This is a genomic window from Prochlorococcus marinus XMU1408, from assembly GCF_003208055.1.
GTDB classification, from domain to species: Bacteria; Cyanobacteriota; Cyanobacteriia; order PCC-6307; family Cyanobiaceae; genus Prochlorococcus_B; species Prochlorococcus_B marinus_A.
Genome location: NZ_QJUE01000002.1, coordinates 87,618 through 113,078, shown reverse-complemented (window position 1 = coordinate 113,078; position 25,461 = coordinate 87,618). Strand labels below are relative to the sequence as shown.

Sequence of the window (25,461 nt, the reverse complement as noted above, 5' to 3'; positions counted from 1 at the left end):
ATCTGAGGCACTAGGATCACAAATCTTTGAAAGTGGACGTCCAATTTTGAGTCCACTTTTGTTGTTTTTAGACCATTTTTGCTTGATGCATCTGACCTGATGCATCAAGCAAAAATGGCAACGATTAGAAGAATGGGATACATACTTAAGGACTGATCTTAGACTTATAGCTGTATACACAGGTGCAACTGACAAGTACCGTGAAGCTAGAGCACCTTTTTAAAAATGGGCTGTTGATATGAGACAAAAAGAACTCAAATAGTTTTTTTATGTATAAATTAAATATCACTAATTGGAAATCTATTTATTCGAGATTAAAAGGGATATTTTTGATAAGATTTTCTAATAATAAAATTTTTTATAAAAAGCAACCTAAAGAATGTCAATTAGAAATAAAAAATGACGCTTCCTAATGATGAGGCATATTTGATGAGTTTTTTTGAAAAACACCAAAGTTTTCGATACATAGAAAGTAGACCACCAATAAAAATAAGTTGAACTGGCCCATGGACACCATCAAATTTCAAGCCAATATCTTTTGCCAGTTCTTACATCACTTAATTAGAAGCTCTTGCCCTTACTTTCTGTAAATAGATCACTAGATAGTAAGTGAGTTGCTCAAAAAGAGAATTATAGAAAATTGAGTGTTTCATGAAACTGGATAGGAATTTATGCTGTTGAATTTCTACTATTGGTTCGACTAGACCAGATAAATCAGAACTATTAAATCCCCATCACTCAGTTCTGATTTCAAAGGGAAGGTGTTCAAGATCATATAAGGGTGGAATACCTTCTCCTTAACCCAAAGGAGTTCTAATCATGCAAGTATCACGAACTTTCAGATCTAATGGATCTAATACTGTGTCATCTTTATTCCTATGGTTTTCTGTCCTTTTGATTTCCTTAGGGACTCTCCCTCATCTAATTCCTTATTACTTCCAATTGAAAAATTAAACCAAAGAAAAATATTCTTGATTTTCCTAAATTAAATTAATCAACAAAAAAACCACCTATTTCTAGGTGGTTTTTTTGAGGATCTGTAAGCAAGTGTTTCCTCGTTTCCACTGCTGGAGGATCCCAACTCCTCACCCATTTAATTTATATGTATATTTGTATTGAACAATTACTTACAGTAAAGTTTATAAACTGTCACAGGCCATAAAGATTGAAAAATCATATTCACTCTTTTGGATGTTGCTCATCTTTTATTGAAAATGTTCACAACTATTTGCCAAGTATAATCTATTACAATCATTGAGTTCTTAGATAAGCCTGAAGATTGAATTCCTCTAAAATTAGAGAATAAATATTTGGCAAAAATCTCACATTCACATCAGTAAATAAAAGACAGTAAATTTTATGTAACAACATGAACAACAAAAGGAAACCAATAGGGTTATAGTAATTTTGTAGCAAGTGCTACAGAAAACGTTCAACTCATCTAGCGATGGGCCGCAGTTTGACTCAAGCCAAGGAACGGGGACTTGAGCATATTTCGGAGACGAAAAATGTCTTTAACTTACAGAGGCCTAAAGTACAACCAGCACAAAGCAGTTGTAGAAAAACAGCATGTTCAGCTTACCTATCGTGGGAAGTCTTACCAAAACTAAGTAGTACCTCTAGAATTTTTAAAGCTCTTTCTTAAGGGCTTTTTTTTTGAGAAATTTGTTCTTTTTATTAAAATATATATTTATAATTGCCAATATTAATATTGTTAAAAATGAAATTATAAATAGCAAAAGGAAATTTCCAGATATCATATCTAATTCCCCATTTAGTATTTTTTGTAAGAAATTTTTCAAGCCAATATCCTTTATTTTTCTCGCGGCAAAACCACTAGCAACAAAAGGGGAATCAGAAATTATTATGCTAAAGATCAATGCAGGCATAAACCTCTTCCATGTTATTTTTGTAAGCCCAATTGCATAACAAACAAAATCAAAAAATCCTGACATTAGTAAAGCTGTCATAAGAAAATAGTTCTTTTCTAAATAATCTTTGCTAATGCTCTCTACCCTACTCATTTGTCTTAAACCTAATAAGCTACTAATATATTTTCTTCCAAATTTCCTAGCCAATAAAAATGATGTAGAGCAAGATATAAAATCTGCGAAGAAAATAACAATTAAACCCTGGCTAAAGCCAAACTGAAATCCTGCTGCTACTGAAAATATTGTCCCAGGCAAAATTGGTATAATAATACTGACAGAACGCAGTAAAAACAATAAGAATATTAATATTGGAGTGAAAAATCTATTGGAATTTATATTGCTTACAACATTATAAAAGAGGTCTCTAATTATATTAGCGTCGAAAGAACTAAGTATAATAATTAAGATAAGAGTTAAAATAGAAAATATTAAATACTTAAATACCTGACTACTTAATAACTTATTAGCCATAAATTATTAATTTCAGATTGAATCTAAATTACTTCAAAATTATACTATAAAGTTATTTATCATGTTGTTATAAAAATCTCTAATTTTGATCAAATTTCAAGCTACACATTGTATTAGCTTCTATTAAAGGCATTTCTCCTGAGTTCCATTTCTCATATACACATGAATAAAAAGGTTCATTTAAACTGGTTGAATCATTTTTTTGATCTATTAATTCTCTTAGATATTTAGCTTTCGCCCTGAGATATTCTTTTTTGTATAACCAATACATTATCTCAGCAACACTTATAAAAGCGAAAGAGAAAGTTAAAACAACAAATAGATGATTAATCAATCTATCACTACTGGGGAATATTATTTTATGCCTATTGTCAAAAAAAAGTAACTCGTAAATAATACTCAAAATGCCCTTATTTATTTTTAGTCGAGATAATGATCATTCATTGGATAGTTTGCTTAAAATTCTTTTTAACCATCTGGATAACAAGCTCTACTTCTCAGAAGCAATAAAGAATAATCAAGTAATAATACTAGGTCAAATTACTTAGAAGCTATGTCCATAGAGTCCAAACCTCAACGGATGATTTATTTTGTTAGAAAGATAAGAAAAAATGGAAAAATCATTGCAATTAGAAAATTCCGTTTTTAATCAATTACAAGACTTAGTCTTATCTGGGAAAACTAGACAAGAAAAATGGAGAAGGAAACAGCTACATGCTCTATCAGATTTAGTAGAAAATCATCAACAAGAAATTTTAAATGCTCTGAGCAAAGATTTAAAAAAACCTCCTACAGAAGCATTCTTCGAAATTATTGCAATTAAACAAGAAATAAAACTTGCACAGAAAAATTTACGCAACTGGATGAGATCTAAACGAATCAATGTTCCAGTCTCTTTAAAACCAGCCCAGGCATTTATCCAACCAGACCCTTTAGGTTGCATCTTAATAATTGGTCCATGGAATTATCCTTTTTCACTTACACTTCAACCACTTGTAGGAGCTTTAGCAGCAGGTAATACTGCTGTTCTTAAGCCATCAGAGCATTCGCCTCATGTATCAAGTCTAATCAAAAAGCTCATAGAAAAATATTTTCAACCAAACATTGCTCAAGTGATTGAGGGAGATGGAAATATTGCTGCTGATTTATTGACTAAGAAATTTGATCATGTCTTTTTTACAGGTGGAGAGCGCATAGGGAAAAAAGTAATGGAGGCGGCTGCAAAAAACCTTACGCCAGTAACTCTAGAGCTAGGAGGGAAAAGCCCTGCTGTTGTTATAAATGGAGCCAATCTAGAAGTAACAGCCAGGAGAATTATATGGGGGAAAAGTCTAAATGCTGGACAAACGTGTATTGCACCAGATCATTTACTTGTTGAGCAAAATCTTTTTGATCCTTTAATTACCAATTTAAAAACATCAATTAATGATTTCTATGGAAATACACCATTAAATTCAAAACATCTTGGTAGCATTATTAATCAAAGACAATTCAATAGACTTAATAATTTAGTAAAACAAGCTGAATCCAATGGACAAATCATCTATGGAGGAGATTGTAATGAATCAGAAAAAAGAATTAGCCCTACTCTTATTAAAATCGAAAATCGAGATGATCCACTTATGAAAGAAGAATTGTTTGGTCCTTTACTACCTATTTTGTGTATCAAAAGTCTCGAAGAAGCTATTTCAGATTTGAAATTATTACCTAAGCCACTTGCCTTATATCTTTTTGGTGGGAGGGATAAAGATCAGGAAAAAGTTCTTTCTATGACATCCTCAGGAGGTGTTTGCTTCAATGATGTTGTTTTACAAGCAGGAATCCCAGAACTTCCATTTGGAGGAGTCGGTTCAAGTGGAATGGGAAAATATCATGGCAAATCAGGCTTTGATAACTTCACTCATTACAAATCAATTCTAAAAAGACCTTTTTGGCTGGATCTTAATTTCAGATATCCTCCCTATTCACTAGATCTATCTTTACTTAAAAAATTAATAGGTTAATATAAACTTATCATTCACTTATAGGATAGAGTCTTAATAATTTTGAGATGATCAAAAATACAAAACTAATTTTCAGTTTTTTTTATTTTAAAAGTATCATTTTTTTCTTAGCAATTTTTATTTCGCAAGTTAATTCAGAGACAAGTATAACAGCAAAAAGTGGCGATACACTATTCAAGTTATCCAACCAATATGGTATCCCCTTAAAAGAACTAATGCACAAAAATAATATCAATGATGCTAATAAAATAGTAGAAGGTAAAGTTATTATTATACCTCTAAAAGATAATAATAATGGCAAAGATTTTGAAAAGGAAAAAAGCAATAATGATCTTCTTAAATATAAAGTCAAAGAAGGAGATACTCTTTATAAGATAGCAAGAGATTACAATGTAAGTCTAAAAAGTATTCTTTCTATAAATAATATAGATAATGAATATTTTCTTAAACCTAATCAGATTATTCTACTTCCAAAAGAAACTGTTTATAAAAAAGCAAATAATGAAGATAATATTTTAATAGCAAGTAAAAAAGTCTCTTATCATCAAACCTCCAAAGAGGAAGAACTTTCATATATAGCAAAGATACATAAAGTTCCTATAGAAGAAATTATTTCTTTAAATCAATTAAACTCTCGTAAAAAAGTCAAACCTAATACTAAATTAAAAATAAGAAGAAACAAAACTATAAAATGGTTAAAGTATGGCTCATTATTAATAAATTGGTCAGACTGGATATATCTTGATGGTAATTACATAACTCAAGCAAAAAGCATAAAAAATAAATCTTTCTTTTTAGCTATTAGTTGTGAAAAAAGAGCCTTAAATAATACATTGAAAGATTCTTATTGGACAAGCTGGTACTTTCCTAATATTGATTTTGAATTTAAAATAATTAATGATTTTTGTGAGCAGGATTGAAAATTTTAAATTAGTTGTTCAAATCAATAGATGGTGGATCTAATCTTTGAGAGTCTTCTTCAACCAATTGCAATCTTAATTTTTTTCCACCTGAAAGTTCTCCAAGAGAAACTCTTATAGTTGATCCAGTAAGAGTTTGAAGGATGTCTAAAAGTTCTCTTAAATATGGAGTACTACTACCAGACTCGAGCCATAGCCTTTCTTGCAAACCTTCTAATCTTTTCCAAGCAGAATGAAATTTTAAAATTGAATTCTCTATAGTTTTTGCTTGTCCAAAAGCATCTGAAAGTAATCCTAAAGAATCCAACCTAAGTGCTTCTTGAGTAGCTTTATCTAAATTTAAATTCTTATTTTGAAACGCTCTTAATGCTAGAGAAGCATCTACAGACTTACCTATCCATTTTGCAGTATTCGTCATATCTTTCACAGAATCTATTTCTGGATTTTCTCTTAGGGTTTCACAAATTTCCTCTTGCTGGATAGGAGATAATTTAGATAATTCTCTTACCAATGGTGCAACAAACTTTGCTGGCAACAAATTAGATTGTGTTTTCTCTCTAATTTCGTCAGGCAAAAGAGAGCTGGTTGCCGCCATAAATTCGTCAGTCAAGCTCTTTACTTGCCTTCGTGTTATGTCTTTTCCCTCATTAGCAGCCTCAGAAATCATATGTTGAATCTCAGGCTCTGCTTGCGCTGTCTCTATAAAAGCTCTCTTAGAAAAATTGTTTACACTTGATTCTTCAAGAATTCCATCCTCTACAAGATTATCTGAAGAATCAGCTAATTGAATAAGAGAATATGCCTTACTTTTACTAATTTCCATCTCCCTTAACCATTGCAAAAAACCTTTACCTCGCCCATTTCCTCCTCGCTTTTCTCTGTCTCTTACAACGCGTAAAATCCTTCCTCTCCAAATTTCAGTTTGCAAGTCAAACTGTTCACATATTGACCATGCATTCTCTAATCTCTCAATGAAATCAATATTACTTAAGTCATCTTGCTCAGGATCAGGTAAATCAAAATTAATAGAAGATGGATCTAAAGATGGCTGAGATATCACAAAAAATAAAATCTTCAATGGTTCAACATCTCAAGCTAATTGAAAATTCACCCAAAAATCAACATGAATTATTATTCTCTAAAAGCAAAAAACCACTAAAACCCTAGCTATTTTTTCAAAATGCCAGCGACAGTCTGTGACACAAACACAAATATCTCCTATTTTGATAGATAATAATGATAATTAAATTATTTAGGGAAGTCAGATGAGCTTTGCTAGAAAAGATAAGGTTCGCATCTTGCGTCCTGAATCATATTGGTTCAATCAAATTGGAGAAATAGTCTCTATCGATAAATCTCCGGCGATGAGGTACCCAGTTACTGTTAAATTTGAAAAATGTGATTTCAAAGCATTTAGCGGTGTTGATGGTGGTGCCAATACCAGCCAGTTTTCAATGAAAGAAATAGAGGCTGCTGCAATTTAAAGCTTATTACTTTTGCCAGAATTACCTGAAGTTGAGACAGTTAGAAAAGGACTAGAAAAACTTCTTGGTAATTTTTATATTAAAAAAATAGATGTTTTAAAAGAACGAACAATAGCAAGTATTGGTGGATCTGAAATTTTTATAAATAACATACAAAATAGTTATTTATGTAATTGGAATAGAAGAGGTAAGTATTTAATAAGTTCCCTGAAAGAAAAAAATCAAAATAACAAAGGTTTTTTAGTTATTCATCTTAGAATGACTGGACAATTCAAACTAATAGATAACAAAATACCACCGTGTTCTCATACAAGGGTAAGGTTTTTTGAAGAAACGGGTAAAGAACTTCGTTTTATAGATATAAGAAATTTCGGGCAAATGTGGTATGTACCTTCTTCTCAATCAATATCGGAGATAGTATCGGGAATAAAAAGATTAGGTCCAGAGCCATTTAGCAGTGATTTTAATAGTAGTTATTTAAGAAAATATTTAAAGAATAAAAAACGCTCAATTAAATCTGCTTTATTGGATCAAGAAACTGTTGCTGGTGTTGGGAATATATATGCAGATGAAACATTATTTGATGCAGGTATTAATCCAAAAACTGAAAGTAGAAATTTAAATAAGACTGAATTAAATAGGATTTGCAATAGTCTGGTAAAAATACTAAAAACCAGTATTGGTGAAGGGGGGACTACTTTTAGTGATTTTAGAGATTTAGAGGGAGTCAATGGAAACTATGGTGGACAAGCGTGGGTATATAGGAGAACCGGTAAAAATTGTAAGAAATGTGGGGAATTAATAATGCGTGAAAAAATTTGTGGTAGGAGCACCCATTGGTGTCCTAATTGCCAAAAATAATTAATCATTAAAAAAGGGCCAATAATGACCCTTTTTTAATATTTTTACCTGGCATTGAGCTATTTTCTCAGGGGGCTACCCCCCAAATATCGTCGCCGCTGATGCGTTTCACAACCGAGTTCGAGATGGATCGGAGTGGTTCCACATCGCCATGAACACCAGGATAGTGTTGTTTATGAACCCTGAAAACTGCATAGATATTATTAAAAAATAACTTGAAAGAATAAAGCAATAATTTAAGTAAAAACAAAAGAAGGTCAAGCCCTCGATCTATTAGTACTCCTCCGCTGCATCTGTTACCAGACTTCCACGTAGAGCCTATCAACGGGTGTTCTTCCCGTGATCTTACTGGTTTAAACCATGGGAATACTCATCTTGAGGTGGGCTTCCCACTTAGATGCTTTCAGCGGTTATCCACTCCGCACATGGCTACCCAGCGTTTACCGTTGGCACGATAACTGGCACACCAGAGGTGCGTTCCTCCCGGTCCTCTCGTACTAGGGAGAAATCCTCTCAATATTCCTGCGCATACACCGGATATGGACCGAACTGTCTCACGACGTTCTGAACCCAGCTCGCGTACCGCTTTAATGGGCGAACAGCCCAACCCTTGGGACCGACTTCAGCCCCAGGTTGCGATGAGCCGACATCGAGGTGCCAAACCTCCCCGTCGATGTGAACTCTTGGGGGAGATCAGCCTGTTATCCCTAGAGTAACTTTTATCCGTTGAGCGACGGCCCTTCCACTCAGAACCGTCGGATCACTAAAACCGACTTTCGTCCCTGTTCGACTTGTAGGTCTCACAGTCAAGCTTCCTTCTGCTTTTGCACTCGACGACTGATTTCCAACCAGCCTGAGGAAACCTTTGTGCGCCTCCGTTACCTTTTAGGAGGCGACCGCCCCAGTCAAACTGCCCAGCAGATACTGTCCGTTTCCCGGATAACGGGTAAACGTTAGATCTCTAGCTCTGAAAGAGTGGTATCTCACCGTTGACTCAGTAGCACCCAAAAGCACTACATCAATGTCTCCCACCTATCCTGCGCATTCAGAGCCCGAGAACAATACCAACCTGCAGTAAAGCTTCATAGGGTCTTTCTGTCCGGGTGTATGTAGTCCGCATCTTCACAGACAATTCTATTTCGCCGAGCCTCTCTCCGAGACAGCGCCCAGATCGTTACACCTTTCGTGCGGGTCGGAACTTACCCGACAAGGAATTTCGCTACCTTAGGACCGTTATAGTTACGGCCGCCGTTCACCGGGGCTTCAGTCACTAGCTTCGCTTACGCTAACCGGCTTCCTTAACCTTCCGGCACTGGGCAGGTGTCAGCCCCCATACATCGTCTTGCGACTTAGCGGAGACCTGTGTTTTTGGTAAACAGTCGCCTGGGCCTCTTCACTGCGACCAGCTTGCGCTGGCATCCCTTCTCCCGAAGTTACGGGACCATTTTGCCGAGTTCCTTAGAGAGAGTTATCTCGCGCCCCTCGGTATTCTCTACCACCCCACCTGTGTCGGTTTCGGGTACTGGCAGTTATGCCTTAACGGGTATAGGGATTTTCTTGGAAGCATGACATCACCAACTTCGCTGCCGTGGCAGCTCGTACTCACGCCTTAGCTCAGAACGTTTTCTCCGTTCCTCAAAGCCTCGAACGCTTGAACCAGTAACCAACATCTGGATTGGCTAGCCTTCTCCGTCCCCCTTCCCAAAACATAACTGGTACAGGAATGTTGACCTGTTATCCATCGACTACGCCTTTCGGCCTGACCTTAGGACCAGACTAACCCTCCGCGGACGAGCCTGCCGGAGGAACCCTTAGGGTTTCGGGGCATGGGATTCTCACCCATGTTTTCGCTACTCAAGCCGACATTCTCACTTCTATGCAGTCCACGCCCGCTTACGCTAACGCTTCACCCCACATAGAACGCTCCCCTACCATTTAATAAATCAAATCCGCAGCTTCGGTACAACACTTAGCCCCGTTCATTTTCGGCGCAGGATCGCTCGACCAGTGGGCTATTACGCACTCCTTTGAGGATGGCTGCTTCTAAGCAAACCTCCTGGTTGTCTGGGCAATCCCACCTCCTTTATCACTTAGTGTTGATTTTGGGACCTTAGCTGGCGGTCTGGGCTGTTTCCCTTTCGACTATGGAGCTTATCCCCCACAGTCTGACTGCCTAGTTACACACAGGGTATTCAGAGTTCATCACGATTTGGTACCGCTCTCGCAGCCCGCACCGAAATGGTCGCTTTACCCCCCTGCTGGAGCACTAGACGCTACGCCTCAACGTATTTCGGGGAGAACCAGCTAGCTCCTGGTTCGATTGGCATTTCACCCCTAACCACAGCTCATCCGGTGACTTTTCAACGTCAGTCGGTTGGGACCTCCACTTGGTATCACCCAAGCTTCATCCTGGCCATGGTTAGATCACCAGGGTTCGGGTCTATAAACACTGACAAAGCGCCCTATTCAGACTCGCTTTCGCTATGGCTCCACCATTTTCGGTTTAACCCGCCAGTGCCTATAAGTCGCCGGCTCATTCTTCAACAGGCACACGGTCACCCGATAAGTCGGGCTCCCATTGCTTGTAGGCTCATGGTTTCATGTTCTATTTCACTCCCCTCCCGGGGTTCTTTTCACCTTTCCCTCACGGTACTGTTGCGCTATCGGTCACACAGGAGTACTTAGCCTTACGAGGTGGTCCTCGTAGATTCACACGGAATTCCACGTGCTCCGTGCTACTCGGGATACAGCTAGGCTAACTCTCCTTTCGATTACGGGGCTTTCACCCTCTATGGCGCGCCATTCAAGCGCTTCTTCTAGGTTTGTTAGTCCACGTTGCTGTCCCACAACCCCGATAGTCGAAACTATCGGTTTGGGCTATTCCCCGTTCGCTCGCCGCTACTTAGGGAGTCGTTATTTACTTTCCTTTCCTCCAGCTACTAAGATGTTTCAGTTCGCTGGGTTGGCTCGTGCCAGCCTATATATTCAGCTGGCCGTTCTAAGGGTTGCCCCATTCGGAAATTCCCGGATCAAAGCGTGTATCCAGCTCCCCGAGACATATCGCAGGTAACCACGTCCTTCATCGCCTCTGCGTGCCAAGGTATCCGCCATGAGCCCTTTGTAGCTTGACCTTAATACAATCACAAAATCAATTGTGCTCGGCTTTTACTCAAGAATTAAACATGAATTCCAAATATAAATTTTTTAGCTCTTAAGCTAAAAAATTTATACGGAACTATGCATCCATGAGATGCTTTATTCTTTCAATCTATGCAGTTTTCAAGGTTCTACTGAATTCTCATGGAAGTAATCCCATGTGAGCCCAGCATATTATCAACTATAAAAAGATGACAAGAAGCTAGGTTCTAATTCAAATAGACATTACTAAGTCACATTCACAAATTTTCTCCTGAAATTAGTTATCAGGGTAGTTTTCAGTGGAGGTAAGCGGACTCGAACCGCTGACATCCTGCTTGCAAAGCAGGCGCTCTACCAACTGAGCTATACCCCCAACAACGAATGGGCCATCCTGGACTTGAACCAGGGACCTCACCCTTATCAGGGGTGCGCTCTAACCACCTGAGCTAATGGCCCAGGAGAAACCCTTGTTGGGTGTGACCTAGACAAGTTTAGAAACTGAAATTAAAGGATTAATTATAAAATTAATTCAAAAATCTGAGGTACCGATCGACCTAAGGTGACAGGATTGCGGCCTAAGAATAAATTGCTTAGACATCACAATCAATTAATTGTCTCCCTGTTAGGAGGTGATCCAGCCGCACCTTCCGGTACGGCTACCTTGTTACGACTTCACCCCAGTCATCAGCCCCACCTTCGGCGTCCTTCTCCACAAGGGTTAAAGTAACGACTTCGGGCGTGGCCAACTTCCATGGTGTGACGGGCGGTGTGTACAAGGCCCGGGAACGTATTCACCGCAGTATGCTGACCTGCGATTACTAGCGATTCCTACTTCACGTAGGCGAGTTGCAGCCTACGATCTGAACTGAGCCACGGTTTATGGGATTTGCTAGCTCTCGCGAGTTTGCTGCCCTTTGTCCGTAGCATTGTAGTACGTGTGTAGCCCAGGATGTAAGGGGCATGATGACTTGACGTCATCCACACCTTCCTCCGGTTTATCACCGGCGGTCTTTCTAGAGTGCCCAACTAAATGCTGGCAACTAAAAACGTGGGTTGCGCTCGTTGCGGGACTTAACCCAACATCTCACGACACGAGCTGACGACAGCCATGCACCACCTGTCACTGCGTTCCCGAAGGCACCCTCTAATTTCTTAAAGGTTCGCAGGATGTCAAACCCTGGTAAGGTTCTTCGCGTTGCATCGAATTAAACCACATACTCCACCGCTTGTGCGGGCCCCCGTCAATTCCTTTGAGTTTCACACTTGCGTGCGTACTCCCCAGGCGGAACACTTAACGCGTTAGCTACGACACCGAAGGGGTCGATTCCCCCGACACCTAGTGTTCATCGTTTACGGCCAGGACTACAGGGGTATCTAATCCCTTTCGCTCCCCTGGCTTTCGTCCATGAGCGTCAGTTATGGCCCAGCAGAGCGCCTTCGCCACTGGTGTTCTTCCCGATATCTACGCATTTCACCGCTACACCGGGAATTCCCTCTGCCCCTACCATACTCAAGCCAATCAGTTTCCACTGCCATGATGGAGTTAAGCTCCACGCTTTAACAGCAGACTTGAAAGGCCGCCTGCGGACGCTTTACGCCCAATAATTCCGGATAACGCTTGCCACTCCCGTATTACCGCGGCTGCTGGCACGGAATTAGCCGTGGCTTATTCCTCAAGTACCGTCATATCTTCTTCCTTGAGAAAAGAGGTTTACAGCCCAGAGGCCTTCATCCCTCACGCGGCGTTGCTCCGTCAGGCTTTCGCCCATTGCGGAAAATTCCCCACTGCTGCCTCCCGTAGGAGTCTGGGCCGTGTCTCAGTCCCAGTGTGGCTGATCATCCTCTCAGACCAGCTACTGATCGAAGCCTTGGTGAGCCATTACCTCACCAACAAGCTAATCAGACGCGGGCTCATCCTCAGGCGAAATTCATTTCACCTCTCGGCATATGGGGTATTAGCGGTCGTTTCCAACCGTTATCCCCCTCCTGAGGGCAGATTCCCACGCGTTACTCACCCGTCCGCCACTAACCCGAAGGTTCGTTCGACTTGCATGTGTTAAGCACGCCGCCAGCGTTCATCCTGAGCCAGGATCAAACTCTCCGTTGTATTCAGGCCCTATTGTAAAAATTAATTCTACTCAGTCTGATTTGCTTCTCCCACTGATAACAGCACTGGCGTACTGATTGTGATTGTTGCCACCTTATTTTTGTAAGGGTTCTAAAGAGTGCACTTAGATTTATCTTCGTGACTTTCCCGGATCTCAGATCCGTCGTTGCTTACCTCTTGTAACACCGAATATTAAATCGAGCCGTGAAACTCGTATTCAACATTGCTACAAAATTTGGCAACTAATTTCTTTTGACGGGACCTCACACCTTTATCGCAATACATCCAGTTCAAAAAAGAACCAGACGCGATAAAAGCGTCAGTTCCTAAACTTTTAAGTTGTCTAGGTTCTGTTTTGGCAAAAAGCCAAAACATTTTCCGATCTTTCGACCGTTTTTCAGCTTACAACACAGAAGGGTTTAGTCCTTAAATGTTGTAAAACTCCCACTTAAGTAAAATACGTTACGTAATTTTCGTTCAGTGAGTACGCTCAAGATTTACTTTTGCGCAGAAAAATATTGTAGACCCTCAACGTACTTAGATGCAACAAAGTTGCAAATGAAATGTTTTACCTCTTACTATCAATATCAAAGGAGTAAGCCATAACTAGCTTTTAGCGATGGCATCAAATTATCTTAATGCCCGCACGTTTTAGCCAACAGCACCAAAGAGTGCGCCCCAACTCAAACGAAGACAAAGTTGTTGCAAGAGCTAAAGAACATTTTGAAAAAACTCTGATTGAAATTTCTGGCGATATTGCTGGAAGTGTTGCTGCTTTGGAGCACCCAACGAAAAACGATGCACTCAATTATGGAGAAATCTTTTTAAGGGACAATGTCCCAGTAATGATTTACCTATTAACTCAAAAACGATTTGAAATAGTCAAAAAATTCTTGACGGTAAGTCTAGATTTACAAAGTACTACATATCAAACCAGAGGGGTTTTTCCAACAAGCTTTATAGAAGAGAAAGGGAAGTTAATAGCAGATTATGGGCAAAGATCTATAGGAAGAATTACTTCTGCTGATGCAAGCTTATGGTGGCCAATACTTTGTTGGCTCTACGTAAAAAAAAGTGGCGATCAAAGTTTTGGAACCAGTCAACAGGTTCAAAGAGGTGTTCAACTTCTTCTGGATTTAGTTCTGCATCCGACTTTTGAGGGGAATCCAGTTTTATTCGTACCAGATTGCTCATTTATGATCGATCGACCAATGGATGTATGGGGGGCGCCCCTTGAAGTGGAGATTTTATTACATGCATGTTTAAAAAGTTGTATTCAATTAATGGAATTAAGTAGGAAACATCAAAAGAGCCGATTATTAGATCAGAGACTTGTTTTAACTCGTCAATGGGTGCATGACCTCCGTCAATTTCTTTTGAAACATTATTGGGTCACAAGCAAAACTATGCAGGTGCTTAGGAGAAGGCCTACCGAGCAATATGGTGAAGATCAACATCAGAATGAATTCAATGTACAGCCTCAAGTAGTCCCTTCATGGCTTCAAGACTGGCTAGAAAATAGAGGTGGATATCTTATCGGGAACATAAGAACTGGAAGACCAGATTTTCGATTTTATAGCTTGGGAAATTCTCTAGCATGCATGTTTGGAGTATTAACCGCTCCTCAGCAAAGAGCATTATTCCGTCTGGTTCTTCATAATCGAGAGCATCTTATGGCACAAATGCCAATGAGGATATGCCATCCACCAATGGACATAGAAGAATGGCAAAACAAAACTGGTTCCGATCCAAAAAATTGGCCATGGAGTTACCACAATGGCGGGCATTGGCCTAGCCTTTTATGGTTTTTTGGTGCTTCTATATTGCTTCATGAAAAGCGATACCCAAAAGCTGATGTTTTACTTATGGGGCAAATGAGAGCTCTAATAGAAGAATGCTATTGGAGTCAATTAAATCAACTACCAAGACAAAAATGGGCTGAATATTTTGATGGTCCTACTGGCACATGGGTAGGTCAACAATCAAGGACTTATCAAACTTGGACAATTGTTGGATTTTTATTAATGCATCATCTTTTAAGAGCTGAGCCTGATGATGTGTTGATGTTGGATCTAGGAGAGGACTTTTAGAAAAGGCCTAAAGTAAGAGACTTATCAATAGGTAAGCATGCTCCGATACCTAGATACATCGTCAAAACTGTTCCAAATAAAAATAATGTCATTGCAACTGGTCTTCTGAATGGATTCGCAAATTTATTGATATTTTCAATAAAAGGAAGAATAATTAAACCCAAAGGAATTAAGGTTTGCAGAGCGATACCAAGTAATTTATTAGGTACAACTCGTAAAATTTGGAAAACAGGGTACAAATACCACTCAGGTAAGATTTCTAATGGAGTTGCAAATGGGTTTGCTTTGTCCCCAAGGAATGCAGGGTCTAATACCGCTAAACCAACAACACACGCAATTGTTCCAAGAATAACAACGGGGAAAATATATAATAAGTCATTTGGCCATGCAGGCTCTCCGTAATAGTTATGCCCCATTCCTTTGGCAAGCTTGGCTCTTAGTTTCGTATCAGATAAGTCTGGTTTCTTAAGAGTAGACATGGTTTAAGAAAAATTTTTAAAGGATATTGAAGGATTGGTTTTATAAAGCACTTAAAACTATAAGGGACCTGAGATTCCTTGCTTTCTGATCATTAGGAAATGCATCAACATAAATACTGCTAATAACCATGGCATTACAAACGTGTGGAGACTATAAAACCTAGTCAAAGTTGATTGACCCACACTCTCACCACCTCTGAGGAGTTCTACCATAAAGTCGCCAATGACTGGAATGGCAGCTGGTACACCAGAAACAATTTTAACTGCCCAATAGCCAACTTGATCCCAAGGCAATGAATAACCTGTAACTCCAAATGCAACTGTTATAACTGCCATTATCACGCCAGTTATCCATGTCAATTCTCTTGGCCTTTTGAATCCACCGGTTAAATAAACACGAAAAACATGCAAAATAAGCATGAGTACCATCATGGAAGCACTCCATCTATGCACTGACCTAATCAACCAACCAAAGCTCACATCTGTCATCAGATAACTAACTGAGCTATAAGCTTCAGTTACTGTAGGTTTGTAATAAAAGGTCATCGCGAATCCAGTCGCGAATTGAATCAAAAAACAAACCAGTGTTATTCCACCAAGACAATAAAAAATGTTGACATGTGGAGGAACGTATTTTGATGTGACATCATCAGCTATGTCCTGTATCTCAAGACGTTCCTGGAACCAGTCATAAACCGGTGAAGAATTCGCCATCCACTTATGCACTGTATTTTCAAATATCTTACTCGATGTGCCCCTTGGTCGCCGCAAAAGATCAATCCAATGCTTTCATCTGTTAAATCTTTAACTAAGCAACTGCAAAGACTTTTTGCAGTTTTAATTAGCTTTGGGCTTTTATTTCAAGTCTTAACTCAGCCAGCTTTCGCTCTTAATGATGGACAACTGCTGGTTATTGAGGCATGGAATCTAGTTAATGAGGGTTATCTAGCTCCTAAAAAATTTGAAGAAATACAATGGAAAAAACTTCGTCAAAAAGCCCTTGAAAAACCAATAAATAATTCCCAACAAGCCTATTCAGCAATAGAAGCAATGCTTCTTCCTCTTGGAGATCCATACACGCGATTATTAAGACCGGAAGATTACGAAGCAATGAAAAAAAGCAATATAGGCAGCGAAATCAATGGAGTAGGACTGCAGTTGGGTGCAAGAAAGGAGGATGGAGAAATTGTTGTAATATCTCCTCTCGAAGGCTCACCTGCCTCAGACGAAGGGATTACAAGTGGAACCATTTTAAGAAAAGTAAATGGCCAATCACCAAAAAAATTAGGACTTGAGGCGACCGCAGCGAAATTGCGAGGGCAAACAGGTACACAAGTAATTGTTGAACTAGAACAAACTGATAACGAAATAAAAGAAATTACTCTAGAGAGAAGAAGTGTTGATTTAAGACCTGTAAGAACAAAAAGGATAAGAAATGAATCTCATACTCTTGGTTATTTAAGAATCACACAATTTAGCGAAGGAGTTCCTGATCAAGTGAAGGAAGCACTAGAAGAACTTTCTGAGAAAGAGATAGAGGGATTAATTTTAGATTTAAGAAATAACTCTGGAGGTCTAGTAAGTTCAGGTCTCGCAGTTGCAGATAACTTCCTCAGCAACATGCCCATTGTTGAAACGAAAAAAAGAGATTCCATAAACGATCCAATCAGTTCTGGCATAGAAACTCTTTATGATGGCCCTATGGTGACTCTCGTAAATGAAGGTACTGCAAGTGCTAGTGAAATACTTGCTGGCGCTTTGCAAGACAACAAAAGATCTGAACTTATTGGTAATAAAACTTTTGGGAAAGGCCTCATACAATCTCTAACAAATCTTAGTGATGGCAGTGGATTAGCCGTTACAGTCGCAAGCTACCTAACTCCAAGCGGAAGAGATATACAAAATCTTGGAATAGATCCTGATCGTCTCTTAGAGATGCCAGAGCCACTAAGTCCTGGTTCTGATGAAGATAGATGGCTTTTAGATGCTGAGCTAATCATGCAAGCCACTTTGGACAAAGAAGAAGCCTCAGAAAAACTGTCAAAAGAAAGTCAAACAAATGAAGAAGAATCAGCTCTTAAAGAAATTGAATAAGACATGTCAACAAGAACTTATTACGACCCGCTACATCAATCAATAACACTAAACACATTAATCCCAGAAGAAAAGATGGTGATGGAATTAATTGATTCCTCCCCATTTCAAAGACTAAGAAGAATCAAACAATTAGGTCCTGCATATTTAACCTTTCATGGAGCAGAGTCAAGCAGATTTACACATTCACTAGGTGTATTTCATCTGGCAAGAAGAGCAATAAATCATTTATCCACATTTGATTCAAAACTAAATGAGCACAAATTTCTTCTCTATGGTGCTGCTCTTTTACATGATTTAGGACATGGACCACTAAGTCATACAAGTGAGGAGATATTCAAAATCAGTCATGAAGATTGGACAGCTAAGTTGATACAATCAAATGAAGAAATTAATTTCATACTTAATAAATATGGAAAGGGTCATTCAAAAGCAATTTCTGATTTAATTCAATCTAGAGAAGCACCAAAAAAATTAATAATTTCACTAATAAGTAGTCAGTTAGACTGCGATCGACTTGACTATTTAATTAGAGATAGTTATACGACAGGAGCAAGATATGGTCAATTAGATATTGATCGAATAATATCAGCAATGACTATTGCACCAGATGGTGATTTAGCAATACATCCAAAAGGTTTAATGGCAGTTGAGCATTATTTAGTCATAAGAAATTTGATGTATAGGAGCGTGTATAATCATCGATTAAATGAAGTTTGTAATTGGTTATTAGAGCAAATTGTAAAAACAGCGAGGAAGCTTGGTCCAAAAGAAATATGGGCAGATGTAAGCATGTCTGAATGGCTATGGAATTATGAAAGAATGAGCCCCGAAAGGTTTTTATCAAATGATGATATAATCACCGGATACCATATTAATAGATGGCAAGAATCTTCCAATAATAATTTATCAACTCTATGCAGACGTTTTATACAAAGAGATTTATTAAAGGCCTTAAACGTATCTTCTTTCTCTTTAGAGATTAGATTAGAAGCTCTCGCAAAAGCCAGAATATTATCGGAAAAATATAGTATCGAGCCTGATATATCATGTGGTCTAAGAGAGCAAATAATTAAAAGTTATCATCCTTATAAATATGGACTTCGTTTATGGGACGGAAACAAGCTAGAGGCTTTAGAAAAAGCCTCGCAATTAGTTGAGAGATTAATAGAAGCTAATCAATCTTCATGGTTAATTTATCCCAAAGAAATTGAACATGACTTAAAAATAGAGATTAAAAATCTAGCAATTAAAAATTAATTACAAAATGGATTCAACATCGCAAAAAATAATAATTAATATTGATGATGAAAAAAAATATCTAAACTGGAAATCATGTTTAAAACATAAACTAAAAAATATACACTCTAAATATATAGAAATTGGTTGTAGTAATCTAAATCTATCTTGTACAGATATCTTAGAATTAATATCAATAGTAAATCAACATAGTTGCAGAGTTGTTAGCTTCTCCTCCACATCTCCTAAAACAATAATAAGCAGTCATTCACTTGGTTTTAAATCACATTATATTATTAAAAACTACTCAAATAAAATCTCAAAAATAGATAATAAATGTTTAAATTCATCAAAAACCAACTTTCACCAAGGCACTATCAGATCAGGGGAATACCTGGATAGCCCTGGTGATTTATTAATCCTTGGGGATGTTAATCCAGGAGCAATAGTTAGCGCAGAGGGAAATATAATTATTTGGGGACGACTTCTCGGAATTGCTCATGCAGGGAGGGAAGGAAACTCTCAAGCAACTATTTCTGCACTTCAACTCAGACCAGTTCAACTAAGAATCGCAAATAAAGTTGCTAGAGGACCTAAAGAGAAACCACAACTAGGCCTTGCAGAGCAAGCAAGGATAGATTTGGAACAAATTATTATTTCCCCGTTGGACTCAATTTAATTTGAAAAGTTAATCAAAAAAAAGGTTTCAACAAGGTTAAAATAAGCAAATAAAACCTTAGAGATGTCTTCAAAAGCAAACTCAATGCAGCCGATATAACAATAAAGCTTTTTTCTTCATCAAAATCGAACTAAAGTTTGTCGAATCCAAGGAGGTCCGTGGCGACAGATACGCGCGTCATTCTTATCTGCTCAGGAAAGGGTGGAGTTGGCAAGACAACTCTTACAGCAAATCTAGGCATTTCACTTGCAAGGCAAGGTCTAAATACTGCTGTTTTAGATGCAGACTTTGGTCTGAGAAATTTAGATTTACTATTAGGTCTAGAAAATCGAATTGTCTATACAGCGCAAGAAGTTCTTGAGGGAGAATGCAGACTTGATCAAGCCTTGGTTAAACATAAGCAAGAGTCAAATCTATCTTTACTTCCCGCAGGCAATCCAAGAATGCTTGATTGGTTAAAACCTGAAGATATGAAACGCATAGTAGAAATGTTAAAAGAGCATTTCAACTACGTTTTAATTGATTGCCCTGCTGGAGTTGAGGATGGATTTAAGAATGCAATGGCTGCCTCGCAAGAAGCAATAGTCGTTACCAATCCAGAGGTTTCTGCAGTCAGAGATGCTGACAGGGTGATTGGTTTGCTAAATACGAACGAGATAAAACCAGTCCAATTAGTTCTTAATAGAGTTAGGCCAAAAATGATGGCAAGCCAAGAAATGCTCTCTATTGACGATGTAACTGATATTTTAGCGTTACCTTTACTAGGTCTTGTTCTAGAGGATGAACAAGTTATTGTCAGTACAAATAGAGGAGAGCCGCTTACTTTAAATAGCGTTAATTCACCAGCAGCCAAATGTTATCTCAATATTGCGAAGAGATTACAAGGTGAAGATATTCCGCTTATTGATCCCGTAGAGGAAAGTTCTGGATTTGGTGCAAAATTTAGAAGACTAATGCAAACAAAAATTTTCTAAAGCAATGACACTAAGAGACATTATCAACAAATTACTGCGTAGGCAGCCCTCTAGCGCTAGCACTGCAAGAGAAAGGCTTCAGCTAGTTCTAGCTCATGATCGTTCAGATCTCAGTACAGAGCTTTTAGATCAGATGAGAAAAGAAATCTTAGAGGTGGTTGCAAGATATGTAGAAATAGATATGGATGAAGGTGCTGTTAGTCTTGAGACGGAAGATCGTATGACAGCTTTAGTTGCAAACCTACCAATAAAAAGAACATTAAATGGTCAAATCAAGCTTATAGAGCCTGATATTCCTTCAGAAGAGAATTCTGAAGGAATAGAAAGCACTGATCAAAGTTCTCATTAATAAATTTAAAGATGGTCTTCAATTTGGGATTAGATCAATGAAGATAATGAAGATATTTAAAAAAGGATTTTTCAACAAATTTCTAAATGGATTAACTTTTAGATTACTTTTTTAGGTAGAATAATAGACGTTGCCGGCTTAGCTCAGCGGTAGAGCAGCGCTTTTGTAAAGCGAAGGTCATCAGTTCAAATCTGTTAGCCGGCATTTTAAAAACTCTTTTTCAAAAACTCCTTTTAAATAGATTTATTTTGATTTACCAGAAATAATAAAAATTAAAAAGGCAGCTAGCAATATTTTGAGGAATCTTAATTCAATAATCCATTCAAAGCTCATGATTGGAGATCTAAAAAGCCACCAAAAAATAAACTGCAATAAAAAAACTATTAATAACAGATAAATCATTCTTTTTTGTTAATTCAAAACAATTGAACCAGCCCTTAAAATGTCCCATTTACCATCTTTCCATTCTATGACTGTACTTGCAATCCCAGAAGCGTTTGGCCAAGGGACAGGAGCAAGAATTGGAATCCCTGGGAATTGAACCGAAGCTTCTATTGCGTCTTTAACAGGTGGTTTTCCAGAAATATTTGCACTGGTAGTTGCAAGAGGACCTGTCTTCATGAGCAAATCTCTTGCGAGTCTTAAGGCTGGGACTCGAAAACCTAAAGAATCAGAATTACAATTCATGTATTTAGAGACATTTCCAATTGTTGGCAAAATAATTGTTAACGCACCAGGCCAGTAAATTTTGGCTATTTTTAAGCCATCTTCAATCGCACAAGGTTTAACAAACTCAAATAAATCTTCCAAGCATCCACCCATTAATATTAGTGGCTTATTTAATGGTCTTTTCTTTATATTCCATATCTTATTTGAGTATTTAGGATATGAACATATGGCTGGCAAAGTATCAGTAGGGAATAAAGCTAAAGATCCCTTCTTTAGTTGCAAGCTTAATTCAGGAATATGCAATTGATCTGCAACCATTTTATTTTTTACAGCAAGCTGCATAACGCTTGATTCCGTTTAAGTCTTTTTCAAAAGAAACTTCCTCCATTCCAATTTTTTTCATAAAATCAATTATCTTCTCACTTTGATCATAATGATGTTCGAGAATCAACCAACCGCTTTTAGCTAAACCCTGTTTCGCACCCATAATTATTTGTTTTGAAGCGATCATGCCATCTGCACCTCCATCTAAAGCAATACGAGGCTCGTGATTTTTAACAACTGGTTCTAATCCTCCAATCAAATCAGAAGGGATATAAGGCGGATTACTTAAGACCAAATCAAAACCTCCCCACCATCTTTCTAAAGGGTTCCACCAATCTCCTAAAGAAAGTTTTACATTCGAATTAGGAGACAAAGATTTTAAATTTCTCTTTGCTAGTTGCAATGCTTCATTGCTAATGTCAACAGCATGGCCTTTCCAATTAGGAAGAGATCTTGCTAAAGCAATAGCAATAGGACCAGAACCTGTACCAAGATCAGCCCACCTTCCAAATTTTAAATTTTCAACTTTTTTTAAAGCCAAATCAATCAATAATTCTGTTTCTTGTCTTGGAATAAGTGCATCTGGTGAAACCTCTAACTCAAAATCTCTCCAAGGACATTTAGAAATCAAATGTTGAAGGGGTGTTTTATCTTTCAAATGACATTCCCAGATAAACTCTAATTCCTCAGTTGAAATTTCTAAAGAGAAACCTTGCTCAGGATTTAAAATTATGTTTTGCAAATTACTCCAAGAAATACCAGCAGCGATATCTAACAGCCAATCGAAATCAACCTTCCTTCCGCCTTTCAAAATCATTTTTTTTCTCCATTGAAGAAAAGAAATGCCTGTAATGGAATTATAAATCATAAATTATTCAATCATTTCAATTTTAGGCCCCTCTTCTAAAAGTAATAATATATTTTTAATTTGATCAGGTAATTCTCTAATTAACTTAATTGAGTCATTTTTCTTTCTAACGACAACAAGTCCTACTAATGCTTCTGCAGCAATATCACCATTTACCTTTACAAAAAAGGTTTTACAATTAAGTCTTATTTTATTATCCATCTTAAATTGACTAATTAATAAAGCTTTATCTCCATGATTAAAAGACATTTTATACTTAATATTTAAAGAAACTACTGGGATTTCAAAACCTTTTTCAGATAATTCTGAGTAAGACATTCCAACTTTATTTAATGCATCAATTCTTGCCTCTTCTAAGAAATTTATATAAGAACCATGCCACATGACACGTGCATGGTCTGTATGCTGAGGTAGAACTAATTTAGTTAATTTCCACCCTTTATTTATTATTGAACTCATTAAAAAAAAGCTAGATTATCTTAAATCCTAATAATTAAATTAAAAAACTATTGAAAGACCTACTCCAAGAATAAATTTAAAGTAAAAAATCAATAGTTAATTTTGATCTCAAGCAAATACTTGAGATCATTGAATCTAAAAAAAATCCTAAATCACTTTTTAGGTTGAGGACTCAATCTACCCTTACTGGAATCAGAATAAAAGCTTGATTTCTCACCATCATTGGTAGAGACAAATAAACCAATAAGAAAGATTGTTGGTACTCCAACAAATAAAAGACTCGCGGCAAAGCCAAAACTAGTGGTTTCCATAACCGAGGTTTTTACTCAGAACAAATTTGCTGAAACAAACTATATATCCCTTAAGCAGAAAAACTGGGATTTGATTCAAAGAGACTGAGATTTTGTAATTTGCCGAAAAATTTTGCTTTATCTGTATTCCATGTATTTATTTGGATGAGAATAGGTCTGAAATTTTTTTCAAATAATCGTTTTCTAGTAAATTTGACCCAAGAATTTTCAGTTTTTTGAAATCACTTGGATACAAAAACGACTTAAAATTACAAAATCGCATTAAATTTCAAAATTTCTTTTTTTTCTTTTTTTTTTTCGTTTTTCTAGTCTACGACTAATTATTTGCCAATTTAAGCCGCTTAAAACACGCTAGATTTCTTCCAAGAGTGTCAAAAGTCATTTCAGGTATCTACATCCTGTGCATTAACTCAAGCAATACCATTTACGATCATGCGAGTCTTGCTGCATTAAGCAGCTTCGTTATACGAACCTGACCCATGGGATTGCCCTGGTATCGGGTGCACACAGTCGTTATTAACGACCCTGGCCGCCTCTTGGCCGTGCACCTCATGCATACTGCTTTGTTAGCCGGCTGGGCCGGCTCTATGGCCTTATATGAATTGGCCATTTTTGATCCTTCTGATCCAGTACTTAATCCAATGTGGCGCCAAGGCATGTATGTCATGCCCTTTATGGCCCGCCTTGGAATTACAGGTAGCTGGAATGGATGGGATATAACCGGTGCAACCGGAGTTGACCCCGGCTTCTGGAGCTTCGAAGGGGTTGCTGCAGCTCATATAGTTTTCAGTGGTCTTTTGATGCTAGCTGCTGTATGGCACTGGACATACTGGGACCTTGAACTTTGGGAAGATTCCCGCACTGGAGAACCAGCTTTAGATCTTCCAAGAATATTTGGAATACATCTTTTCCTAGCTGGCTTAACATGCTTTGGTTTTGGAGCATTTCATTGCTCAACTGTTGGCATATGGGTTTCTGATCCATATGGATTAACTGGACATGTAGAAAAAGTTGCTCCCGTTTGGGGTGCCGAAGGATTTAATCCATTCAATGCCGGAGGAATTGTCGCTAATCACGTTGGGGCAGGACTTTTAGGAATAATTGGTGGTATTTTCCATATCACCAACAGACCTGGAGAAAGGCTTTATAGAGCTCTAAAGCTTGGAAGCCTTGAAGGTGTTCTAGCTAGTGCTTTAGCTGCTGTTCTTTTTGTATCTTTCGTAGTCGCTGGAACTATGTGGTACGGATCAGCTACTACTCCAGTTGAATTATTTGGTCCTACTAGATACCAATGGGATTCTGGTTATTTCAAAACTGAAATTAACCGTAGAGTTCAAGAGTCTATGAATGATGGTGCTTCAAAAGCGGAAGCTTATGAATCCATCCCAGAGCAACTTGCGTTCTACGACTATGTTGGAAATAGTCCTGCGAAAGGAGGTCTATTTAGAGTTGGCGCAATGGTTAATGGCGATGGAGTTCCAAGTGGATGGCAAGGTCACATCTCATTTACAGATAGTAATGGCAATGACTTAGAGGTAAGAAGAATTCCAAATTTCTTTGAAAACTTCCCTGTCATTCTTGAAGATAAGGATGGAAATGTTAAAGCTGACATTCCTTTCCGTAGGGCCGAAGCTAAGTATTCCATCGAGCAAACAGGAGTCACAGCTACTGTTTATGGTGGAGAATTAAATGGACAAACATTTACTGATCCAGTAGTAGTCAAACGTTTGGCTAGAAAAGCTCAACTTGGAGAAGCCTTCAAGTTTGACAGAGATCGTTACAAGTCTGATGGTGTATTCAGAAGCTCTCCAAGAGCATGGTTCACCTATGCACATTTGTGCTTTGGCTTGTTATTCCTCTTTGGGCACTGGTGGCACGCCGCAAGAACTCTCTTTGGCGACAGATTCTCAGGAATCGATCCAGAGCTTGGCGATCAGGTTGAGTTTGGTCTCTTCAAAAAACTTGGAGACGAAACAACTCGCCGAGTCCCTGGTCGAGCCTAAGTCAGGAT

At 38.0% G+C, this 25,461-nt stretch carries 21 protein-coding genes, 3 tRNA genes and 3 rRNA genes; 13 read left to right on the top strand and 14 right to left on the bottom strand.

Annotated features, from left to right (window positions below; all coding sequences use genetic code 11):
- The first annotated feature begins 1,508 nt into the window (after positions 1–1,508).
- Positions 1,509–1,610, top strand: a complete 102-nt coding sequence (locus DNJ73_RS10260) for a DUF4278 domain-containing protein (protein ID WP_219045843.1) — start codon at positions 1,509–1,511, stop codon at positions 1,608–1,610.
- An 18-nt stretch (positions 1,611–1,628) separates the two neighbouring features.
- On the opposite strand, the gene DNJ73_RS02080 is transcribed toward DNJ73_RS10260, so the two are convergent.
- Positions 1,629–2,402, bottom strand: coding sequence for a TVP38/TMEM64 family protein (locus tag DNJ73_RS02080; RefSeq protein WP_158466063.1), 774 nt, complete (start codon positions 2,400–2,402; stop codon positions 1,629–1,631).
- Positions 2,403–2,481: 79 nt separating this feature from the next.
- The gene (locus DNJ73_RS02075; protein ID WP_257473287.1) at positions 2,482–2,736 is read right to left on the bottom strand and encodes a hypothetical protein; all 255 of its coding nucleotides are present in this window, start codon (positions 2,734–2,736) and stop codon (positions 2,482–2,484) included.
- A 289-nt stretch (positions 2,737–3,025) separates the two neighbouring features.
- Between DNJ73_RS02075 and DNJ73_RS02070 the strand changes: the two genes are divergently transcribed.
- Together DNJ73_RS02070 and DNJ73_RS02065 are read left to right on the top strand one after the other, a co-directional pair.
- Entirely contained in the window at positions 3,026–4,405 is a 1,380-nt protein-coding gene (locus tag DNJ73_RS02070) for an aldehyde dehydrogenase family protein (protein WP_158466742.1), read from the top strand.
- 47 nt (positions 4,406–4,452) lie between these two features.
- On the top strand, positions 4,453–5,325 hold the full coding sequence (locus DNJ73_RS02065; RefSeq protein WP_158466061.1) for a LysM peptidoglycan-binding domain-containing protein: 873 nt from the start codon (positions 4,453–4,455) through the stop codon (positions 5,323–5,325).
- Positions 5,326–5,335: 10 nt separating this feature from the next.
- On the opposite strand, the gene DNJ73_RS02060 is transcribed toward DNJ73_RS02065, so the two are convergent.
- A complete protein-coding gene (locus tag DNJ73_RS02060; RefSeq protein WP_158466060.1) occupies positions 5,336–6,385 on the bottom strand; it encodes a hypothetical protein in 1,050 nt (349 codons plus the stop codon).
- A 205-nt stretch (positions 6,386–6,590) separates the two neighbouring features.
- Here DNJ73_RS02060 and DNJ73_RS02055 point away from each other — a divergent pair, with 205 nt between their 5' ends.
- Positions 6,591–6,809, top strand: a complete 219-nt coding sequence (locus DNJ73_RS02055) for a photosystem I reaction center subunit IV (protein ID WP_158466059.1) — start codon at positions 6,591–6,593, stop codon at positions 6,807–6,809.
- A gap of 12 nt (positions 6,810–6,821) precedes the next feature.
- Positions 6,822–7,670 (top strand): DNA-formamidopyrimidine glycosylase, encoded by an 849-nt coding sequence (locus DNJ73_RS02050; RefSeq protein ID WP_158466058.1) that lies wholly within the window; start codon positions 6,822–6,824, stop codon positions 7,668–7,670.
- 46 nt (positions 7,671–7,716) lie between these two features.
- Here DNJ73_RS02050 and rrf read toward each other — a convergent pair.
- From rrf to DNJ73_RS02025, 5 genes are all read right to left on the bottom strand, one after another.
- Positions 7,717–7,833, bottom strand: a 5S ribosomal RNA gene (gene rrf / locus DNJ73_RS02045).
- A 90-nt stretch (positions 7,834–7,923) separates the two neighbouring features.
- Positions 7,924–10,801: ribosomal RNA gene (locus DNJ73_RS02040) — 23S ribosomal RNA — on the bottom strand.
- Between the two features lie 307 nt (positions 10,802–11,108).
- Positions 11,109–11,181: transfer RNA gene (locus DNJ73_RS02035), tRNA-Ala, on the bottom strand.
- 9 nt (positions 11,182–11,190) lie between these two features.
- Positions 11,191–11,264: transfer RNA gene (locus DNJ73_RS02030), tRNA-Ile, on the bottom strand.
- A 166-nt stretch (positions 11,265–11,430) separates the two neighbouring features.
- Positions 11,431–12,915: ribosomal RNA gene (locus tag DNJ73_RS02025) — 16S ribosomal RNA — on the bottom strand.
- Together the 16S, 23S and 5S rRNA genes with 2 tRNA genes alongside form the textbook arrangement of a ribosomal RNA operon.
- Before the next feature lie 638 nt (positions 12,916–13,553).
- Here DNJ73_RS02025 and DNJ73_RS02020 point away from each other — a divergent pair.
- Positions 13,554–15,005, top strand: a complete 1,452-nt coding sequence (locus DNJ73_RS02020) for a glycoside hydrolase 100 family protein (RefSeq protein WP_158466057.1) — start codon at positions 13,554–13,556, stop codon at positions 15,003–15,005.
- Here DNJ73_RS02020 and petD read toward each other — a convergent pair.
- Together petD and petB are read right to left on the bottom strand one after the other, a co-directional pair.
- The gene (gene petD / locus DNJ73_RS02015; protein WP_158466056.1) at positions 15,002–15,484 is read right to left on the bottom strand and encodes a cytochrome b6-f complex subunit IV; all 483 of its coding nucleotides are present in this window, start codon (positions 15,482–15,484) and stop codon (positions 15,002–15,004) included. The two genes, DNJ73_RS02020 and petD, sit on opposite strands and share 4 nt — an antisense overlap.
- 57 nt (positions 15,485–15,541) lie before the next feature.
- Positions 15,542–16,198 carry a cytochrome b6 gene (gene petB / locus DNJ73_RS02010; RefSeq protein WP_158466055.1) on the bottom strand — a complete coding sequence of 219 codons (657 nt, stop codon included), beginning with the start codon at positions 16,196–16,198 and terminating at the stop codon, positions 15,542–15,544.
- Between the two features lie 69 nt (positions 16,199–16,267).
- Between petB and ctpZ the strand changes: the two genes are divergently transcribed.
- The 6 genes from ctpZ to DNJ73_RS01980 all read left to right on the top strand — a co-directional run bounded on the left by ctpZ (position 16,268) and on the right by DNJ73_RS01980 (position 21,023).
- Positions 16,268–17,578 (top strand): carboxyl-terminal processing protease CtpZ, encoded by a 1,311-nt coding sequence (gene ctpZ / locus DNJ73_RS02005; RefSeq protein WP_158466054.1) that lies wholly within the window; start codon positions 16,268–16,270, stop codon positions 17,576–17,578.
- 3 nt (positions 17,579–17,581) lie between these two features.
- On the top strand, positions 17,582–18,838 hold the full coding sequence (locus DNJ73_RS02000; RefSeq protein WP_158466053.1) for an HD domain-containing protein: 1,257 nt from the start codon (positions 17,582–17,584) through the stop codon (positions 18,836–18,838).
- Between the two features lie 7 nt (positions 18,839–18,845).
- On the top strand, positions 18,846–19,496 hold the full coding sequence (gene minC / locus DNJ73_RS01995) for a septum site-determining protein MinC (protein ID WP_158466052.1): 651 nt from the start codon (positions 18,846–18,848) through the stop codon (positions 19,494–19,496).
- 158 nt (positions 19,497–19,654) lie between these two features.
- Complete coding sequence (minD, locus tag DNJ73_RS01990) at positions 19,655–20,470, top strand: septum site-determining protein MinD (protein WP_158466051.1); 816 nt, start codon at positions 19,655–19,657, stop codon at positions 20,468–20,470.
- A gap of 4 nt (positions 20,471–20,474) precedes the next feature.
- Entirely contained in the window at positions 20,475–20,819 is a 345-nt protein-coding gene (minE, locus tag DNJ73_RS01985) for a cell division topological specificity factor MinE (protein WP_158466050.1), read from the top strand.
- A gap of 132 nt (positions 20,820–20,951) precedes the next feature.
- Positions 20,952–21,023 (top strand) — tRNA-Thr (locus DNJ73_RS01980).
- Positions 21,024–21,230: 207 nt separating this feature from the next.
- Here the strand turns inward: DNJ73_RS01980 and DNJ73_RS01975 are convergent.
- The 4 genes from DNJ73_RS01975 to psbM all read right to left on the bottom strand — a co-directional run bounded on the left by DNJ73_RS01975 (position 21,231) and on the right by psbM (position 23,450).
- On the bottom strand, positions 21,231–21,830 hold the full coding sequence (locus tag DNJ73_RS01975; protein ID WP_158466049.1) for an L-threonylcarbamoyladenylate synthase: 600 nt from the start codon (positions 21,828–21,830) through the stop codon (positions 21,231–21,233).
- Complete coding sequence (prmC, locus tag DNJ73_RS01970; RefSeq protein ID WP_374027154.1) at positions 21,808–22,629, bottom strand: peptide chain release factor N(5)-glutamine methyltransferase; 822 nt, start codon at positions 22,627–22,629, stop codon at positions 21,808–21,810. The genes DNJ73_RS01975 and prmC overlap by 23 nt, the downstream gene beginning before the upstream one ends.
- A 54-nt stretch (positions 22,630–22,683) precedes the next feature.
- Positions 22,684–23,139: an acyl-CoA thioesterase gene (locus DNJ73_RS01965; protein ID WP_158466047.1), complete on the bottom strand. Its 456-nt coding sequence runs from the start codon at positions 23,137–23,139 to the stop codon at positions 22,684–22,686.
- A gap of 152 nt (positions 23,140–23,291) precedes the next feature.
- Positions 23,292–23,450 carry a photosystem II reaction center protein PsbM gene (gene psbM / locus DNJ73_RS01960; RefSeq protein WP_158466046.1) on the bottom strand — a complete coding sequence of 53 codons (159 nt, stop codon included), beginning with the start codon at positions 23,448–23,450 and terminating at the stop codon, positions 23,292–23,294.
- A 479-nt stretch (positions 23,451–23,929) separates the two neighbouring features.
- Between psbM and psbB the strand changes: the two genes are divergently transcribed.
- On the top strand, positions 23,930–25,453 hold the full coding sequence (psbB, locus tag DNJ73_RS01955; RefSeq protein ID WP_158466045.1) for a photosystem II chlorophyll-binding protein CP47: 1,524 nt from the start codon (positions 23,930–23,932) through the stop codon (positions 25,451–25,453).
- Positions 25,454–25,461 lie beyond the last annotated feature (8 nt).

Excerpts from the sequence above, each read along its gene's own strand:
- DNJ73_RS10260 (WP_219045843.1), top strand. The coding sequence starts at position 1,509 with ATGTCTTTAACTTACAGAGGCCTAAAGTACAACCAGCACAAAGCAGTT.
- DNJ73_RS02080 (WP_158466063.1), bottom strand. The coding sequence starts at position 2,402 with ATGGCTAATAAGTTATTAAGTAGTCAGGTATTTAAGTATTTAATATTT.
- DNJ73_RS02065 (WP_158466061.1), top strand. The coding sequence starts at position 4,453 with ATGATCAAAAATACAAAACTAATTTTCAGTTTTTTTTATTTTAAAAGT.
- DNJ73_RS02055 (WP_158466059.1), top strand. The coding sequence starts at position 6,591 with ATGAGCTTTGCTAGAAAAGATAAGGTTCGCATCTTGCGTCCTGAATCA.
- DNJ73_RS02020 (WP_158466057.1), top strand. The coding sequence starts at position 13,554 with ATGCCCGCACGTTTTAGCCAACAGCACCAAAGAGTGCGCCCCAACTCA.
- petD (WP_158466056.1), bottom strand. The coding sequence starts at position 15,484 with ATGTCTACTCTTAAGAAACCAGACTTATCTGATACGAAACTAAGAGCC.
- petB (WP_158466055.1), bottom strand. The coding sequence starts at position 16,198 with ATGGCGAATTCTTCACCGGTTTATGACTGGTTCCAGGAACGTCTTGAG.
- ctpZ (WP_158466054.1), top strand. The coding sequence starts at position 16,268 with ATGCTTTCATCTGTTAAATCTTTAACTAAGCAACTGCAAAGACTTTTT.
- DNJ73_RS02000 (WP_158466053.1), top strand. The coding sequence starts at position 17,582 with ATGTCAACAAGAACTTATTACGACCCGCTACATCAATCAATAACACTA.
- minC (WP_158466052.1), top strand. The coding sequence starts at position 18,846 with ATGGATTCAACATCGCAAAAAATAATAATTAATATTGATGATGAAAAA.
- minE (WP_158466050.1), top strand. The coding sequence starts at position 20,475 with ATGACACTAAGAGACATTATCAACAAATTACTGCGTAGGCAGCCCTCT.
- DNJ73_RS01975 (WP_158466049.1), bottom strand. The coding sequence starts at position 21,830 with ATGCAGCTTGCTGTAAAAAATAAAATGGTTGCAGATCAATTGCATATT.
- prmC (WP_374027154.1), bottom strand. The coding sequence starts at position 22,629 with ATGATTTTGAAAGGCGGAAGGAAGGTTGATTTCGATTGGCTGTTAGAT.
- DNJ73_RS01965 (WP_158466047.1), bottom strand. The coding sequence starts at position 23,139 with ATGAGTTCAATAATAAATAAAGGGTGGAAATTAACTAAATTAGTTCTA.
- psbM (WP_158466046.1), bottom strand. The coding sequence starts at position 23,450 with ATGGAAACCACTAGTTTTGGCTTTGCCGCGAGTCTTTTATTTGTTGGA.
- psbB (WP_158466045.1), top strand. The coding sequence starts at position 23,930 with ATGGGATTGCCCTGGTATCGGGTGCACACAGTCGTTATTAACGACCCT.